The following is a 15879-nucleotide window of genomic DNA, read 5'->3' as shown; positions in this document are numbered from 1 at the left end:
CGTATATAAGGTACTGGAACCACAAGCGTATCAAACTGAGTCTGGGAGGACTCAGCCCGGTGGCGTTCCGGGCTGAGTATCTGAAGACCGGTTAATACAAGCCGTCCAGGTTTTGGGGCGCAGTTCACTTCGCCTAACCCGGCCTACAACAGCACGAATAAAAAAACCGGCTCAATGGCCGGTTTTTTTGTAGGCCCGGTAAGCGCAGCGCCACCGGGCAAGGGGCACATTAGTCAGCACGACCCATATAGCGTTTTTCTTCGATATGGATGCGGATCTTCTCGCCTGCGGAGAGGTATTCCGGCACCTGTACGACCAGACCGGTGGTCAAGGTCGCGGGTTTGTTACGTGCGGAAGCGGACGCACCTTTGATGCCTGGTGCGGTTTCCACGATCTCCAGATCGACGGTCTGCGGCAGTTCCAGCGCCAGCAGTACGCCATCCCAGGTCAGAACCTGCATATCCGGCATTCCGCCTTCCGGGATAAACAGCAGCTCTTCTTCAATCTGATCTTTGGTGAAGATGTACGGGGTGTAGTCTTCTTTATCCATAAATACGTATTCGTTGCCGTCAACGTAGGAGAAATCGACATAGCGACGGGTCAGGGTAACGGTATCCACGATATCGTCGCCTTTGAAACGCTCTTCAACTTTCAGACCGGTACGCACATCAGCAAAACGCATTTTGTACAGCGTTGCTGCGCCACGGGCGCTCGGTGCCTGAATATCGATGTCTTTCACAATCAGCAGCTTGCCGTTGTAATTCAGCACCATACCTTTCTTAATTTCGTTCGCTCTTGGCATTGCAGTAATCCTGTTCACGGGAAGGTCAAAAATATCGCGTCAAAGTACTCGCGCGCGGCATTTCAGGCAAGTGGATTTCGTGGCTTTTGCTATCAATACGCAAAAGGTGTTACTGTGCGCGTCACGCCCGCGGGAGCGGCTTTCTTTCAGGTAAAGTACGTTTATGGATTGCCGTCCGGACTGCGGAGCATGTTGCACCGCGCCCTCCATCTCAAGTCCTATTCCCGGGATGCCCAACGGCAAGCCTGCTAACACCCCCTGCGTCCAGCTCGACGCGCAGCAGCGCTGTAAAATTTTCGGCTCGAGCTTGCGGCCTAAAGTCTGTGCCGGGCTCCAGCCGTCGCTTGAGATGTGCAGCACCTCGCGCGGGCAGGCCATGACCTGGCTGCTCGAACTCGAGGCGCTCACCGCGCCTTAAATATCTTTAATGCGCGTCAGGCAGAGCGTGGTGAGGATGCACATTCCCAGCGCAATCCAGAATACCGCATGATAGCTCCAGATCTCGGCCACTACCCCGGCCACCGAGCCTGCAATAATCCAGCCCACGCGGGTGGTATTGGTGTAGAGCGTTGTCGCGGCACCCGCCTGGCCCGGCATCAGATCCTGGAAGTAGAGCATCCCGATCCCGGCGAGAATACCAATATAGATAGCGTTCAGCAGCTGTAATCCCAGCAGCACCACCGGCGAGTGGGCGCTCAGCATCCCGACGTAAAACAGCAGGCCCGCAACGGCGGCAACGCGCATCAGGAAGCGCTTACCGAAGCGTTTAGCATAGTAGCCTGCAATCAGCATCGTCGGGATCTCCAGCCCGGCGGCCGTGCCCATCATCACCCCCGCCAGCTTTTCGGACAGATGCAGTTCATTAATGATAAACAGCGGCATATTGATGATGTACAGGCTGTTGGTGCCCCACATTAAGGTGCAAACCGTAAACAGCAGCAGGGCGTCGCGTCGGTTGCGGCGGGGGGCTTCCAGAACGCCGGTGGCCAGCTTCGGCTCTTTGCGCATCGTCGGCAGGAAAAACCACACCATCGCCCCACAGACCACAAACGCCACCGCGGCGCTGAGATACATCGCCGTGAAACCAAACCCCATCGCCAGGGCGTAGGCCAGCGGCGGCCCGACCACCCATGCCAGTGATACCTGGGCACGCAGGATCGAGCTGAACATCACCGCCTCGCGGCCGGTATGGTCGGCATGCTCCCGGGCTAAGGCGAACAGCTGCGGGTTGGAGGTAGAGCCAAAGCTGCTAAGAAAGACGCCGACAAACAGCAGCACAAAATAGTTACGGTTCCAGGCAAACAGCAGGCAGGCAAAAACGCCCATCAGGCAGCAAAAGACGATCAGCGATTTGCGATCGCCTTTCTTGTCCGAACGTCCGGCCAGGAACTGGCTGACCAGGATGCCGATGATGGCGCTGCCGGTAAAGAAGAAGCCGACCATGGCCGGACGGACATGCACCTCGTTGGTGAGGAACAGGCTCAGGGTAGGGGTTTGTAACGCCCCGGCAATCCCGGTGAGAAAGGCAACAATGAGAAATGCCGATGAGGTCAAATCAAATGACTTCGGAGAGGCAGCGGCGGGGGTCGTGTGCATGTTTCTGTATCAGTGATATGAAGAGAGGCGGAGTGTACGCCGCTTGTCAGAAAATAGACAGATACCCACACCCTTTACCCCACAAAAAATCAAAAAGGTATTCCATCCTGTCGCTGCGCTTGCTGAAGTTGCTGAAACCGAGCGGTGACTCGGTGTCGGAAGTGTGAATCTGAAGCAAAAATGTGCTGTAACTCTAAATTTTGCATGCTGAAATCAGCCATTACTTGCAAGGTAACGTGTAAAGCGCAAGACTTCTTGAAACGTTTCAGCGCTAATTGGTTTACCTAACCTAAACGGATTGGCGCCTTTTTTCACATTTAAGCTGAAACGATTCAATTTCAGCAGGAGTGGAGAACCATGTTCCAGTTATCCGTACAGGACATTCATCCCGGCGAACAGGCCGGTACTAAAGAAGAGGCTATCCGGCAGATCGCCGCCGCGCTGGTGCAGGCGGGCAACGTCGCTAACGGCTACGTTGACGGCATGCTCGCTCGCGAACAACAGACCTCAACCTTCCTTGGCAATGGCATCGCCATTCCACATGGCACCACCGATACCCGCGATCAGGTGCTGAAAACCGGCGTTCAGGTTTATCAGTTCCCGCAGGGCGTGCTCTGGGGCGAAGGCCAGGTGGCCTATGTCGCCATCGGGATTGCCGCCAGCAGCGATGAACATCTCGGCCTGCTGCGTCAGCTGACGCACGTCCTGAGCGACGACTCGGTGGCTGAACAGCTGAAATCCGCCACTACCGCTGAAGAGCTGCGCGCCTTGCTGATGGGTGAAAAGCAGAGCGAAGCCCTGAAGCTGGATAACGACACGCTGACCCTCGACATAGTGGCATCCAATCTGGTGACCCTGCAGGCGCTCAACGCCGGTCGCCTGAAAGAGGCCGGTGCGGTGGATACCGCCTTCGTGGCTCACGCTATTAACGATAAGCCGCTGAACCTCGGTCAGGGCGTCTGGCTGAACGACTGTGCTGAAGGCAACCTGCGCAGCGCTATCGCCGTCAGCCGTGCGGCTACGCCGTTCGATACCGCAGGTGAGAGTGCCGCCATGCTGGTTACCGTGGCGATGGCTGATGAACAGCCGGTTGAGGTGCTGAAGCGCCTGAGCGACCTGCTGCTGAACAAAAAAGCTGAACAACTGCTGAAAGCCGATGCCGCGACCCTGCTGGCGCTGCTGACCAGCGATGATGTGAATACCGATGAACTGCTGAGCGCCGAGTTTGTGGTGCGTAACGAACATGGCCTGCACGCCCGTCCGGGCACCATGCTGGTCAACACCATTAAGCAGTTCAACAGCGACGTTACCGTTACCAACCTCGACGGCAGCGGGAAACCGGCCAACGGTCGCAGCCTGATGAAGGTTGTCGCGCTGGGCGTGAAGAAAGGCCATCGCCTGCGTTTCACCGCCCAGGGTGCGGATGCTGAACAGGCGCTGAAAGCGATTGGCGAGGCCATCGCGGCCGGTCTGGGGGAGGGCGCATAATGAGCAGACGTGTTGCCACTATTACGCTGAACCCGGCTTACGATCTCGTGGGCTTTTGCCCGGAAATTGAACGCGGCGAAGTGAACCTCGTGCGTACCACTGGCCTGCACGCGGCAGGTAAAGGGATTAACGTTGCGAAAGTGCTGAAGGATCTCGGGATCGACGTCACCGTCGGCGGATTCCTTGGCAAAGATAACCAGGATGGTTTCCAGCAGCTGTTCAGCGAGCTGGGGATCGCCAACCGTTTTCAGGTGGTGCAGGGCCGTACCCGCATCAACGTGAAAATGACCGAAAAAGATGGTGAAGTGACCGACCTGAACTTCTCCGGTTTTGAAGTCACTCAGGCCGACTGGGAGCGTTTCGTTAATGACTCCCTCACCTGGCTGGGCCAGTTCGACATGGTCTGCGTCAGTGGCAGCCTGCCGTCCGGCGTCAGCCCGGAAGCTTTCACCGACTGGATGACGCGCCTGCGCAGCCAGTGTCCGTGCATCATCTTTGACAGCAGCCGCGATGCGCTGGTGGCCGGTCTGAAAGCCGCGCCGTGGCTGGTGAAACCGAATCGTCGCGAACTTGAGATCTGGGCCGGCCGTAAGCTGCCAGAATTAAAAGACGTGATTGAAGCCGCCCATGCCTTACGTGAGCAGGGTATCGCTCATGTGGTGATCTCCCTGGGTGCCGAGGGCGCGCTGTGGGTTAACGCGTCCGGCGAGTGGATCGCCAAACCGCCGTCGATGGAAGTGGTCAGCACCGTGGGTGCCGGCGATTCGATGGTGGGCGGGTTGATTTACGGCCTGCTGATGCGTGAATCCAGTGAACACACGTTACGTCTTGCTACCGCCGTTGCTGCCCTGGCCGTCAGCCAGAGCAATGTCGGGATCACCGATCGTACCCAGTTAGCCGCGATGATGGCGCGCGTTGACTTGAAACCTTTTAACTGACAGCAGGAGAGGCATAATGAAAACGCTGCTGATTATTGACTCTGCACTCGGACAGGCGCGCGCCTATATGGCGAAAACCTTGCTGGGTTCGGCGGGACATAAAGCACACCTTGATTTCATCGACAACCCGGGCGATGCCGAACTGGTCATCGTCCTGGGCGACAAGATCCCGGCCGACAGCTCGCTGAACGGCAAAAAAGTGTGGCTGGGCGATATCAATCGCGCCGTCGCCCACCCGGAACTGTTCCTGAGCGAAGCGAAAGGCCATGCGGTGCTGTATACCGCCCCTAAAGCTGCGGAAACGGCAACAGCTGTTTCCAGCGGTCCGAAACGCGTGGTGGCGGTTACCGCCTGCCCGACCGGCGTGGCGCACACCTTTATGGCCGCAGAAGCCATTGAAACCGAAGCCAAAAAACGCGGCTGGTGGGTAAAAGTTGAAACCCGTGGTTCAGTGGGCGCAGGCAATGCCATCACTCCGGAAGAGGTGGCGGCAGCGGACCTGGTGATCGTGGCCGCGGATATCGAAGTGGATCTGGCGAAGTTTGCCGGTAAGCCGATGTACCGCACCTCCACCGGTCTGGCACTGAAGAAAACGGCTCAGGAGCTGGATAAAGCGCAGGCGGAAGCCAAACTGTTCCAGCCGTCAGGTAACACCGCCTCTTCGGCCTCTGAAGGCAAGAAAGAGTCCGCCGGGGCCTATCGTCACCTGCTGACGGGCGTCTCCTACATGCTGCCGATGGTGGTAGCGGGCGGTCTCTGTATCGCGCTCTCCTTCGCCTTTGGTATCGAAGCCTTTAAAGAGCCAGGTACCCTGGCGGCGGCGCTGATGCAGATTGGTGGCGGCTCGGCGTTCGCGCTGATGGTGCCGGTGCTGGCCGGTTACATTGCGTTCTCCATTGCTGACCGTCCGGGTCTGACCCCGGGTCTGATCGGCGGTATGCTGGCCGTGAGCACTGGCTCTGGCTTTATCGGCGGGATCATCGCGGGCTTCCTCGCAGGCTACGTGGCGAAGCTGATCAGCTCGAAGCTGAAACTACCGCAGAGCATGGAAGCGCTGAAACCGATTCTGATCATTCCGCTGTTCTCCAGCCTGGTTGTTGGTCTGGCTATGATCTACCTGATCGGCAAGCCGGTCGCGGGTATCCTTGAAGGCCTGACCCACTGGCTGCAGACCATGGGCACCGCTAACGCGGTCCTGCTGGGTGCGATCCTCGGCGCCATGATGTGTACCGATATGGGTGGTCCGGTGAACAAAGCAGCATACGCGTTTGGCGTTGGCCTGCTGAGTACCCAGACCTATGCTCCGATGGCGGCGATTATGGCGGCAGGTATGGTGCCACCGCTGGCGCTGGGCCTGGCGACTATCATTGCCCGTCGTAAGTTCGACAAGGCGCAGCAGGAAGGCGGTAAAGCGGCGCTGGTTCTGGGCCTGTGCTTTATCACCGAAGGGGCTATCCCGTTTGCCGCCCGTGACCCGATGCGCGTACTGCCGTGCTGTATCGTCGGCGGTGCCGTGACCGGTGCCATCTCCATGGCGGTGGGCGCAAAACTGATGGCGCCACACGGTGGGCTGTTTGTTCTGCTGATCCCGGGGGCGATTACCCCAGTGCTGGGTTACCTGTTCGCGATTATCGCCGGTACGCTGGTGGCAGGTCTCTCTTACGCGGTGTTGAAACGCCCGGAAGCTGAAGTGGTCGCCGCGAAAGCAGCATAATTTTTCTCCATCCGAAAAGGGCAGAGGCGACTCTGCCCTTTTTTATTGCTTTTAAACGTGCAACGAGTCGCATTCTTTTGTAGAGCTGAATACTGTCTCTACAAATAATTGTGATTCTGTTCATGATCGTTTAACGATCCTTATTTCATTCCCTTTACTTCCCTCTCCTTACGCATACTATGAACACATGTTTATATATAAACATGTGCTCTAATAACTCTTAATGTTACCAAATCGCTTAATTGTCATTGCGATGGCCTCCGCGCCAGAGGATGTTCTATGCGTGAAAAGGATTATATTGTTGTTATTGGTTCTGCAAATATGGACGTAGCGGGATATTCACATGCTTCGCTCAATTACGCCGACTCTAATCCAGGGAAAATAAAATTCACCCCCGGCGGCGTAGGCCGCAATATTGCGCAAAATCTGGCGCTATTGGGTAAAAACGTCTGGCTCCTTTCCGCGGTAGGCGACGATTTTTACGGTCAGTCGCTGCTGTCACAAACCCAGGCCGCCGGGGTGCAGATCGATAAGTGCCAGGTTATTCCCGGAGAGGGTACCTCCAGCTATTTATCCTTGCTCGACAATACCGGGGAGATGCTGGTTGCCATCAATGATATGGCGATCTCTGACCACATTAATCCGCACTATCTCGCTCACCATCTGGCGTTTATCCGTGCGGCAAAAGCGGTGGTGGTGGACTGCAATCTCAGCGAATCAGCGCTCGGCTGGATCTTTGAGAATGCAGGCCAGACGCCGGTTTTCGTTGATCCGGTCTCGGCCTGGAAATGCAGCAAGATTTGCGATTGGCTGGGGCATATCCACACCCTGAAGCCCAACCGGCTGGAGGCCGAAACCCTGAGCGGTATCCCGCTCTCCTGCGCGGCGGATGCGCCAAAAGTGGCGGACTGGTTTCACCAGCATGGCTTGTTCCGGCTGGTGCTGAGCATGGGCGGCGACGGCGTGTATTACAGCGAGAACGCGGGCGAAAGCGGCTGGTCAGCGCCGTTTAAAACCCAGGTAGTCAACGTCACCGGCGCAGGCGACGCGATGATGGCGGGGCTTGCCTTCTGCTGGCTGGAAGGAGCCGCATTTAAAAATTCCGTTCGTTTTGCCCAGGGCTGTTCTTCACTGGCGCTGGCTTCCGTATTTACCAATAACCCTGATTTATCGTCTGAAAACGTTAATGTATTAATGGAGAGAGAACATGTCTGAATTAAAATTGCCTGCTGAGTTCCTGCAAATTTCTCCCGAAGTTCAGGACGCTTTAAATAATAACAAACCGATTGTGGCGCTTGAATCCACCATTATTTCTCACGGCATGCCTTTCCCGCAAAATGCCCAGACGGCGCTGGAAGTTGAAGATGCGATCCGCCAGCAGGGGGTTATTCCGGCCACCATTGCCATTATTCGTGGCGTAATGAAAGTTGGACTGAGTAAAGAGGAGATTGAATTATTAGGCCGCGAAGGCCATGCGGTGACCAAAGTCAGCCGCCGGGATTTACCTTTTGTGGTGGCGGCAGGCATCAACGGCGCCACCACGGTGGCCTCCACCATGATCATTGCCGCGATGGCCGGGATTAAGATCTTTGCCACCGGCGGGATCGGCGGCGTTCACCGTGGCGCAGAGCACACCTTTGATATTTCCGCCGATTTACAGGAGCTGGCGAAAACCAACGTTGCCGTAGTCTGCGCCGGGGCGAAATCCATTCTCGATCTCGGCTTAACCACCGAATATTTAGAGACCAACGGCGTGCCGCTGATTGGCTATCAAACTCAGTCCCTGCCGGCCTTTTTCTGCCGCACCAGCCCGTTTGAGGTCAGTATCCGTCTCGACAGCGCCGAGGCCATTGCCCGGGCGATGGCGGTGAAATGGCAAACCGGCCTCAACGGTGGCCTGGTGATTGCCAATCCCATTCCCGAGCAGTTTGCGATGGCGGAAGAGACCATCAACGCCGCTATCGACCAGGCGGTGAGGGAAGCGGATGAGCAGGGTGTCACTGGCAAAGCCAGTACCCCGTTCCTGCTGGCCCGCGTGGCGGAACTGACCGGCGGCGACAGCCTGAAATCAAACATTCAGCTGGTCTTTAACAATGCCCGCCTGGCCTGCGATATCGCGAAGGCGTATCAGCGTATCGCGTAACCCTTTCACAGGCAGTTTGCCGTCGCCTGTCTTCGCAGTGGAATCACGGATACCCGGCCTGTCGCCGGGTTTTCAGGTAAGGAAATCATTATGGATGTAATGAGAAGTCTGCTGGGTATGGCGGTACTGTTGGCGATAGCCTTCCTCCTGTCGGTCAATAAACGCCGTATCAGCCTGCGCACCGTCGGTGCCGCATTCGTCTTACAGGTGGCGATTGGCGGCATTATGCTCTATTTCCCACCCGGTAAATGGCTGGTCGAACAGGCTGCTATCGGGGTGAGTAAGGTCATGTCCTACAGCGATGCCGGCAGCGCCTTTATCTTTGGGGCGCTGGTCGGGCCGAAGATGGACACCCTCTTTGACGGGGCCGGGTTCGTGTTTGCCTTCCGGGTGCTGCCTGCCATTATCTTTGTCACCGCGCTGATCAGCCTGCTGTACTACATCGGGGTGATGGGGCTGCTGATCCGCGTGCTGGGCGGTATTTTCCAGAAAGCGCTGCGCATCAGCAAAATCGAATCCTTTGTCGCAGTGACCACCATCTTCCTCGGGCAGAACGAGATCCCGGCGATCGTCAAACCCTTTGTCGATAAGCTGAACCGCAACGAGTTGTTTACCGCCATTTGCAGTGGGATGGCGTCGATTGCCGGGTCGATGCTGATTGGCTACGCGGGGATGGGGGTGCCGATTGATTACCTGCTGGCCGCCTCGCTGATGGCGATCCCGGGCGGGATCCTGTTTGCCCGTCTGCTGAGCCCGGCCACCGAAGAGTCGCAGGTCACCTTTGAGAATCTTTCCTTCAGCGAGACGCCGCCAAAAAGCATTATCGAAGCCGCAGCCACCGGGGCGATGACCGGGCTGAAAATCGCCGCCGGGGTCGCCACGGTGGTGATGGCGTTTGTGGCCATTATAGCCCTGCTGAACGGCATGCTGGGCGGCATCGGCGGTTGGTTTGGCATCGAAAGTCTGAGCCTCGAAGGGCTGTTTGGCTACGCCCTCGCACCGCTGGCGTGGATCATGGGCGTCGAATGGCAGGATGCGACCCTGGCGGGCAGCCTGATCGGGCAGAAGCTGGCAATCAACGAGTTCGTCGCCTATCTCAACTTCTCGCCGTATCTGCAAACCGCCGGTCAGCTGGACGTAAAAACCATCGCCATTATCTCGTTCGCGTTGTGCGGTTTCGCCAACTTCGGTTCAATTGGGGTAGTGGTGGGAGCCTTTTCTGCAGTATCGCCCCAGCGCGCCCCTGAGATCGCCCAGCTTGGCGTGCGGGCGCTGGTGGCGGCAACGCTCTCTAATCTGATGAGCGCCACCATCGCCGGGTTCTTTATCGGTTTAGCGGGCTCGTGACATTCAGGCCGGGTAGCGACACTACCCGGCTTTTTTACTGCGGATTGTTCAGCAGGGACCAGGCGTTATCCACTGACAGGCTCGGATTGTTAATGCTTTCACTGGCGCGGGAAAGCGCCGCGCAGGCGAGGGCAAACCGCGCCGCATCAGCAAAATCGCTCCCGTCGAGGAAACCGTAAATCAGACCTGCCATAAAGGCATCATCGGCACCAAAACGGTCGACCACAGGGTGCTCAGGAGGGGCCAGCAGGAACGGCTCCGCGCCTTGCTCACTGCACAGCACCGAATCATCTTCCAGACACACAACAACCCGCTGCACCCCTTTCTCATGCAGGGTGGTCAGTGCGGCCTGACGATCGTCGCACTCCGCCAGAATCTGCAGCTCTTTCAGCGTTGGTTTGAGGGTATGAATCCGCGACAGCCAGGGCTTGATTCTGTCGGCTTTAAATTCTGAAACCGTGTCGACAAACACCGGAACATCTCCGGCGAGGGTAAAGACCCACTCCAGGGACTCTGCCGTGAGATTACAGTCGGCCAGCACTACCCCAGCATGGGCCAGCAGCTCGCGCGACTGGTTCAGCAGCTGCGGCGTCAGCTCCTGCAGGATGTGCGTGTCGTTGATAGCCAGCACGGTGTCGTCCTGCGGGTTGGCAATCGACAGGTAGGTCGCCGTGCTTTGCCCGTGCAGGCGGATCGTACTCTGAACGTTAACGCCCGCCAGCCGGGTTTGCTCCAGCAGGGTTTCGCCATAAAAATCACTGCCGACCGCGGAGATCAGGTGTACCTCGCGGCCCAGCAGCGCCAGGTTATGGGCAATATTTCGCGCCACGCCACCTGCCGCGCACTGGATCGCCCCCGGATGGGAGGAGGGTTCAGGGAAGCGAATGTCGGCCACGCCGCGTATATCCATATTGATGGCGCCGAGCGCCACGCAATAATCCTGTTCGGTGAGGATATAGCCCTTGCCCTTGATCGCCCCTTTACGCATCAAATCCATGATGTGCGCGGCCACGCGCGAGCGGCTGATATCGAGGATCTGGGCGATTTCATGCTGCTGAATAAGAGGGTTGCGCCGCAGGATCTTCAGGATCTGCTTTTCCCTTTCGTTCATCATTATGCGGTGGCCTCGGCGTGCTGTTGTGCCTTCAGCCAGGCGATCTCTTCCGCCCAGATATCCGGGTTAATGGTTTCCAGCACCAGCGGAATACCGTCGAAACGCGGGTCCTGCATGATAAAGCGGAACGCGTCGTGGCCGATATTGCCTTCACCGAGGCTGTGGTGGCGGTCAACGCGGCTGCCAAAGGTGCTTTTCGCATCGTTGAGGTGCATGCCGCGCAGGTATTTAAAGCCCACGATGCGTTCGAATTCCGCGAAGGTTTTTGCACACTCTTCACTGCTGCGCAGGTCGTAACCGGCGGCAAAGGCGTGGCAGGTATCAATGCAGACGCCGATGCGGGATTTATCTTCCACGCCGTCGATGATGGCCGCCAGATGCTCAAAGCGGAACCCTAAGTTGCTGCCCTGTCCGGCGGTATTTTCAATTACTGCCGTCACCCCTTGCGTCTGTTCCAGCACGATATTGATCGACTCGGCGATCCGCACCAGGCAGGCATCTTCGTCGATCTGCGACAGATGGCTGCCCGGGTGGAAGTTCAGCAGCGTCAGGCCGAGTTGCTCGCAGCGCTGTACCTCATCGAGGAACGCCGCGCGGGATTTATCCAGCGCCTCCTGTTCCGGGTGACCGAGGTTAATCAGGAAGCTGTCGTGAGGCAGGATCTGACCGGAGGTGAAATGGTATTTTTCGCAGGCCGCTTTGAACTCATCAATTACCTGAGTGGTTAACGGCGCGGCGCGCCACTGGCGCTGATTTTTGGTGAACAGGGCGAAAGCGGTCGCCTCAATTTCGGCGGCACGAATGGCGGCGTTTGCCAGACCGCCAGCAGCGCTGACGTGCGCTCCAACATATTTCATACAGGGACTCCTGTTAACCCACAAACGCTAATGATAGCGGGTTAACAGGAGAAGGATGAAGTGGTTTATGCCAGCAGTCTGTGTACCGCCAGGTTAATGGCGCCCCCGCCGACAATCAGCCAGACGAAGAGCACCAGCGCCATCAGCAGCGGTTTGGCTCCGGCCTTTTTCAGGGCGCTGACGTGAGTGGTCAAACCCAGCGCCGCCATCGCCATCGCCAGCAGTACCGTATCCAGCGTCACCAGCATATCCACTACCGCTTTGGGCAGCAGATGGAACGAGTTAAACACCGCTACCACAATAAACAGGATCGCAAACCACGGAATGGTGATGTTGCTCTTCTCGCCGTTGCCCGCCGGAGCAAGCTGTTTCACCCGCGCCGCCAGAATCAGCAGGAAGGGGGCCAGCATCATCACCCGCAGCATTTTGGCGATCACCGCCGCATTCTCTGCTTCCGGGCTGATGGCGTGACCCGCAGCCACTACCTGGGCCACCTCATGCATCGTCGAGCCGATGTAAATCCCGTAGGTTTCCGGGCTAAACCAGTGCGCCACCAGCGGATACATCGCCGGATAGAGGAAGATCGCCAGGGTACCGAAGATCACCACCGTTGCCACGGCAACCGTCACCTTGCTGGCCTCGGCCTTTACCACCGGCTCGGTCGCCAGCACCGCCGCGGCGCCACAAATGCTGCTCCCGGCACCAATCAACCAGCTGGTCTGTTTGTCGAGCCCGAATACCTTCTGGCCGATAAAGCAGGCCAGCAGGAAGGTACTGGTCAGGGTTAACACGTCGATGGCGATCCCGCTGACGCCCACGTCAGCAATCTGCGCAAAGGTCAGGCGAAAACCGTACAGGATGATCCCGAGGCGCAGCAGGTGCTGTTTGGCGAAGATCACGCCGCTATCACAGGGTTTGTAGATGTGCGGATAGACCGTATTCCCGACCACCATACCCAGCAGGATGGCCAGCGTCAGGGCACTGAATCCCGCCCCGGCCACTGCCGGAATAGTGCCGCCCCATAAGGCCACACCGGTGACCAGCGCGCTCAGCGCCAGGCCAGGAATGTAGCGCCGGACTGAATGATGATGCTGCAGGGTGAGTGTTGTCATAACCTTCTCCTTTTCTCTGGCTAAAGGTTACGGCGCGCTGGTTTAAAAATAAAATTGATTATATATTTATAATTAATCTCTATAAGTGGTAAGCAGGGTGCTTACCGTTCCGGATGGTGACTATGCACATTACGTTACGCCAGCTTGAGGTCTTTGCCGAAGTGCTGAAAAGCGGGTCGACTACCCAGGCTTCCCAGATGTTGGCCCTGTCCCAGTCTGCTGTCAGCGCCGCGCTGACCGATCTCGAAGGCCAACTGGGGGTTCAGCTCTTTGACAGGGTAGGGAAGCGGCTGGTGGTGAACGAGCACGGACGCCTGCTCTATCCCCGCGCGCTGGCGCTGTTGGAGCAGACCGTCGAGATCGAACAGCTGTTTCGTGAAGACAACGGCGCCATCCGCGTCTATGCCAGCAGCACCATCGGCAACTACATCCTGCCGGAGGTGATTGCCCGCTACCGCCGCGATTTCCCGGGTTTGCCGCTGGAGATGAGCGTTGGCAACAGCCAGGACGTGATCAACGCGGTGATCGATTTTCGGGTGGATATCGGCCTTATCGAAGGGCCGTGCCACAACGCCGACATCATTGCGGATCCCTGGCTGGAGGATGAGCTGGTGGTCTTCGCCTCGCCAGCCTCTTCTTTATTACAGCAAGAGGTAACCCTGGAGCGGCTGGCGCAGGCACCGTGGATTTTGCGCGAGCAGGGGTCAGGCACGCGGGAGATCGTCGATTATCTGCTGCTGTCGCACCTGCCGCAGTTCCATATGGGCATGGAACTGGGCAATTCGGAAGCCATCAAACATGCGGTACGCCACGGTCTGGGCATCAGCTGCCTGTCGCGCCGGGTGATTGCCGAACAGCTGGAGAGCGGCCTGCTTGTGGAGATCCCCGTTCCGCTGCCGAACAAGCTGGTGCGTACTCTGTGGCGCATCCATCACCGCCAGAAGCACCTCTCCAACTCCCTGCAGCGTTTTCTGCGTTACTGCGAAATGTAAGCCCGTCCGGCGGCGTTTTGTCCGCCGGGATCTATTCCGCGCACCAATACTATTCTCTGCTTTACTTATAATCCTGGTCCGGTCATGAAGCTCTCTTATAACAGGGCATTTGTGCCGGAAGAGCTGGCGATCGTCTGCTACAATCGCGCCTCATTTTTTGAATGGACAGCATTTTCATATGGTTTCCGAAACTAAAACCACAGAAGCGCCCGCGCTACGTCGCGAACTCAAGGCGCGTCACCTGACGATGATTGCCATTGGCGGTTCTATTGGTACAGGTCTTTTTGTCGCCTCTGGTGCGACCATTTCTGCAGCGGGCCCGGGCGGCGCGCTCTTTTCCTATATCCTGATCGGTTTGATGGTCTACTTCCTGATGACCAGCCTGGGTGAACTGGCGGCGTACATGCCGGTATCCGGTTCTTTCTCTACCTACGGTCAGAAATACGTTGAAGAAGGCTTCGGCTTCGCGCTGGGCTGGAACTACTGGTACAACTGGGCGGTCACCATCGCCGTGGATCTGGTGGCATCGCAGCTGGTGATGACCTGGTGGTTCCCGGATACGCCGGGCTGGATCTGGAGTGCGCTCTTCCTCGGGGTGATCTTCCTGCTGAACTACATCTCCGTGCGCGGTTTTGGCGAAGCGGAATACTGGTTCTCGCTGATTAAAGTCGCCACGGTGATCATCTTTATCGCCGTGGGCGTGGCGATGATTGTTGGCATCTTCAAAGGCACCGAACCGGCGGGCTGGAGCAACTGGGGGATTGGCGATGCGCCGTTTGCCGGGGGCTTCTCGGCGATGATTGGCGTGGCGATGATCGTCGGCTTCTCCTTCCAGGGCACGGAGCTTATCGGTATTGCCGCCGGTGAATCCGAAAACCCGGAGAAGAACATTCCGCGCGCGGTGCGCCAGGTCTTCTGGCGTATCCTGCTGTTCTATGTGTTCGCGATCCTGATTATCAGCCTGATCATTCCGTATACCGATCCGAGCCTGCTGCGTAACGATGTAAAAGACATCAGCGTCAGCCCGTTCACCCTGGTGTTCCAGCATGCCGGTCTGCTCTCTGCGGCGGCGGTGATGAATGCGGTGATCCTGACGGCGGTACTGTCGGCGGGTAACTCCGGGATGTACGCCTCTACCCGTATGCTCTACTCCCTGGCCTGCGACGGCAAAGCGCCGCGTATCTTCGCGAAGCTGTCCCGGGGCGGCGTGCCGCGTAACGCGCTGTATGCCACCACCGTGATTGCCTGCCTGTGCTTCCTGACCTCGATGTTCGGCAACCAGACGGTCTACCTGTGGCTGCTGAACACCTCCGGGATGACGGGCTTTATCGCCTGGCTGGGGATCGCTATCAGCCACTACCGTTTCCGTCGCGGCTACGTGAAGCAGGGTTATGACATTAATAATCTGCCGTACCGTTCCGGGTTCTTCCCGCTGGGGCCGATCTTCGCCTTTGTGCTCTGTCTGATCATTACCCTGGGTCAGAACTACGAAGCCTTCCTGGCTGACACAATCGACTGGGGCGGCGTGGCAGCGACCTATATTGGTATCCCGCTGTTCCTGATCATCTGGTTTGGCTACAAGCTGACGAAGGGATCAAAGTTTGTCAGCTATGACGAAATGGACTTCCCGAATAGCTTCAAAAAATAAACGCATTACCTCTCTTAAACCCGCTCATCCGAGCGGGTTTTTTTATCTCCACAGTATGCCATCTTGACATAACTTTTAACAATTGAATTGATAATAGTTATCGTTTGCCTTATCATTATCGAATTATA

General features: G+C 57.4%; 15 protein-coding genes. 10 read left to right on the top strand and 5 right to left on the bottom strand.

Annotation, left to right across the window (positions count from 1 at the left end; all coding sequences use genetic code 11):
* The coding region (locus tag M8318_RS18015) for an IS3 family transposase (RefSeq protein ID WP_262660599.1) at positions 1–95 on the top strand (95 nt) is incomplete at its 5' end.
* 134 nt (positions 96–229) lie between these two features.
* Here the strand turns inward: M8318_RS18015 and yeiP are convergent.
* On the bottom strand, positions 230–802 hold the full coding sequence (gene yeiP, locus M8318_RS18010; protein WP_014884579.1) for an elongation factor P-like protein YeiP: 573 nt from the start codon (positions 800–802) through the stop codon (positions 230–232).
* Positions 803–965: 163 nt separating this feature from the next.
* Between yeiP and M8318_RS18005 the strand changes: the two genes are divergently transcribed.
* Positions 966–1220 carry a YkgJ family cysteine cluster protein gene (locus M8318_RS18005; RefSeq protein WP_142486493.1) on the top strand — a complete coding sequence of 85 codons (255 nt, stop codon included), beginning with the start codon at positions 966–968 and terminating at the stop codon, positions 1218–1220.
* Here M8318_RS18005 and setB read toward each other — a convergent pair.
* The gene (gene setB / locus M8318_RS18000) at positions 1217–2398 is read right to left on the bottom strand and encodes a sugar efflux transporter SetB (protein WP_262663793.1); all 1182 of its coding nucleotides are present in this window, start codon (positions 2396–2398) and stop codon (positions 1217–1219) included. The genes M8318_RS18005 and setB overlap by 4 nt on opposite strands.
* A 357-nt stretch (positions 2399–2755) precedes the next feature.
* Here setB and fruB point away from each other — a divergent pair, with 357 nt between their 5' ends.
* The 6 genes from fruB to M8318_RS17970 all read left to right on the top strand — a co-directional run bounded on the left by fruB (position 2756) and on the right by M8318_RS17970 (position 10028).
* A complete protein-coding gene (fruB, locus tag M8318_RS17995) occupies positions 2756–3886 on the top strand; it encodes a fused PTS fructose transporter subunit IIA/HPr protein (protein ID WP_262663792.1) in 1131 nt (376 codons plus the stop codon).
* Positions 3886–4824, top strand: a complete 939-nt coding sequence (fruK, locus tag M8318_RS17990) for a 1-phosphofructokinase (protein ID WP_039031046.1) — start codon at positions 3886–3888, stop codon at positions 4822–4824. The genes fruB and fruK overlap by 1 nt, the downstream gene beginning before the upstream one ends.
* A 16-nt stretch (positions 4825–4840) precedes the next feature.
* Positions 4841–6538 carry a PTS fructose transporter subunit IIBC gene (gene fruA / locus M8318_RS17985; RefSeq protein ID WP_262663790.1) on the top strand — a complete coding sequence of 566 codons (1698 nt, stop codon included), beginning with the start codon at positions 4841–4843 and terminating at the stop codon, positions 6536–6538.
* Between the two features lie 279 nt (positions 6539–6817).
* On the top strand, positions 6818–7753 hold the full coding sequence (locus tag M8318_RS17980; protein ID WP_262663788.1) for a pseudouridine kinase: 936 nt from the start codon (positions 6818–6820) through the stop codon (positions 7751–7753).
* Positions 7746–8681: a pseudouridine-5'-phosphate glycosidase gene (locus M8318_RS17975; RefSeq protein WP_262663787.1), complete on the top strand. Its 936-nt coding sequence runs from the start codon at positions 7746–7748 to the stop codon at positions 8679–8681. Before M8318_RS17980 ends, M8318_RS17975 begins: the two co-directional genes overlap by 8 nt.
* A 90-nt stretch (positions 8682–8771) precedes the next feature.
* Positions 8772–10028 carry a NupC/NupG family nucleoside CNT transporter gene (locus M8318_RS17970; protein ID WP_106995359.1) on the top strand — a complete coding sequence of 419 codons (1257 nt, stop codon included), beginning with the start codon at positions 8772–8774 and terminating at the stop codon, positions 10026–10028.
* 34 nt (positions 10029–10062) lie between these two features.
* Here M8318_RS17970 and M8318_RS17965 read toward each other — a convergent pair whose 3' ends face one another.
* The 3 genes from M8318_RS17965 to M8318_RS17955 all read right to left on the bottom strand — a co-directional run bounded on the left by M8318_RS17965 (position 10063) and on the right by M8318_RS17955 (position 13111).
* On the bottom strand, positions 10063–11139 hold the full coding sequence (locus M8318_RS17965) for a sugar kinase (protein ID WP_262663802.1): 1077 nt from the start codon (positions 11137–11139) through the stop codon (positions 10063–10065).
* 2 nt (positions 11140–11141) lie between these two features.
* Positions 11142–11999 carry a deoxyribonuclease IV gene (gene nfo / locus M8318_RS17960; RefSeq protein ID WP_262663785.1) on the bottom strand — a complete coding sequence of 286 codons (858 nt, stop codon included), beginning with the start codon at positions 11997–11999 and terminating at the stop codon, positions 11142–11144.
* Between the two features lie 65 nt (positions 12000–12064).
* The gene (locus M8318_RS17955; RefSeq protein ID WP_262663784.1) at positions 12065–13111 is read right to left on the bottom strand and encodes a YeiH family protein; all 1047 of its coding nucleotides are present in this window, start codon (positions 13109–13111) and stop codon (positions 12065–12067) included.
* A gap of 122 nt (positions 13112–13233) precedes the next feature.
* Here M8318_RS17955 and yieE point away from each other — a divergent pair, with 122 nt between their 5' ends.
* Both yieE and M8318_RS17945 read left to right on the top strand, forming a co-directional pair.
* Complete coding sequence (yieE, locus tag M8318_RS17950; RefSeq protein WP_262663783.1) at positions 13234–14103, top strand: DNA-binding transcriptional regulator YeiE; 870 nt, start codon at positions 13234–13236, stop codon at positions 14101–14103.
* A gap of 178 nt (positions 14104–14281) precedes the next feature.
* A complete protein-coding gene (locus tag M8318_RS17945; RefSeq protein WP_262663782.1) occupies positions 14282–15751 on the top strand; it encodes an amino acid permease in 1470 nt (489 codons plus the stop codon).
* Positions 15752–15879: the final 128 nt, after the last annotated feature.

Origin of the sequence: Leclercia tamurae (genome assembly GCF_025566055.1) — a bacterium.
Classification (GTDB): Bacteria; Pseudomonadota; Gammaproteobacteria; order Enterobacterales; family Enterobacteriaceae; genus Enterobacter; species Enterobacter tamurae.
Note: the sequence above shows the minus strand (reverse complement) of the source record. Positions and strands in the feature narration are given on the sequence as shown.

Coding starts and splice junctions, on each gene's coding strand:
- yeiP (WP_014884579.1), bottom strand. CDS start 802: ATGCCAAGAGCGAACGAAATTAAGAAAGGTATGGTGCTGAATTACAAC.
- setB (WP_262663793.1), bottom strand. CDS start 2,398: ATGCACACGACCCCCGCCGCTGCCTCTCCGAAGTCATTTGATTTGACC.
- fruA (WP_262663790.1), top strand. CDS start 4,841: ATGAAAACGCTGCTGATTATTGACTCTGCACTCGGACAGGCGCGCGCC.
- M8318_RS17975 (WP_262663787.1), top strand. CDS start 7,746: ATGTCTGAATTAAAATTGCCTGCTGAGTTCCTGCAAATTTCTCCCGAA.
- fruB (WP_262663792.1), top strand. CDS start 2,756: ATGTTCCAGTTATCCGTACAGGACATTCATCCCGGCGAACAGGCCGGT.
- M8318_RS17955 (WP_262663784.1), bottom strand. CDS start 13,111: ATGACAACACTCACCCTGCAGCATCATCATTCAGTCCGGCGCTACATT.
- M8318_RS17980 (WP_262663788.1), top strand. CDS start 6,818: ATGCGTGAAAAGGATTATATTGTTGTTATTGGTTCTGCAAATATGGAC.
- M8318_RS17945 (WP_262663782.1), top strand. CDS start 14,282: ATGGTTTCCGAAACTAAAACCACAGAAGCGCCCGCGCTACGTCGCGAA.
- fruK (WP_039031046.1), top strand. CDS start 3,886: ATGAGCAGACGTGTTGCCACTATTACGCTGAACCCGGCTTACGATCTC.
- yieE (WP_262663783.1), top strand. CDS start 13,234: ATGCACATTACGTTACGCCAGCTTGAGGTCTTTGCCGAAGTGCTGAAA.
- M8318_RS17970 (WP_106995359.1), top strand. CDS start 8,772: ATGGATGTAATGAGAAGTCTGCTGGGTATGGCGGTACTGTTGGCGATA.
- M8318_RS17965 (WP_262663802.1), bottom strand. CDS start 11,139: ATGAACGAAAGGGAAAAGCAGATCCTGAAGATCCTGCGGCGCAACCCT.
- M8318_RS18005 (WP_142486493.1), top strand. CDS start 966: ATGGATTGCCGTCCGGACTGCGGAGCATGTTGCACCGCGCCCTCCATC.
- nfo (WP_262663785.1), bottom strand. CDS start 11,999: ATGAAATATGTTGGAGCGCACGTCAGCGCTGCTGGCGGTCTGGCAAAC.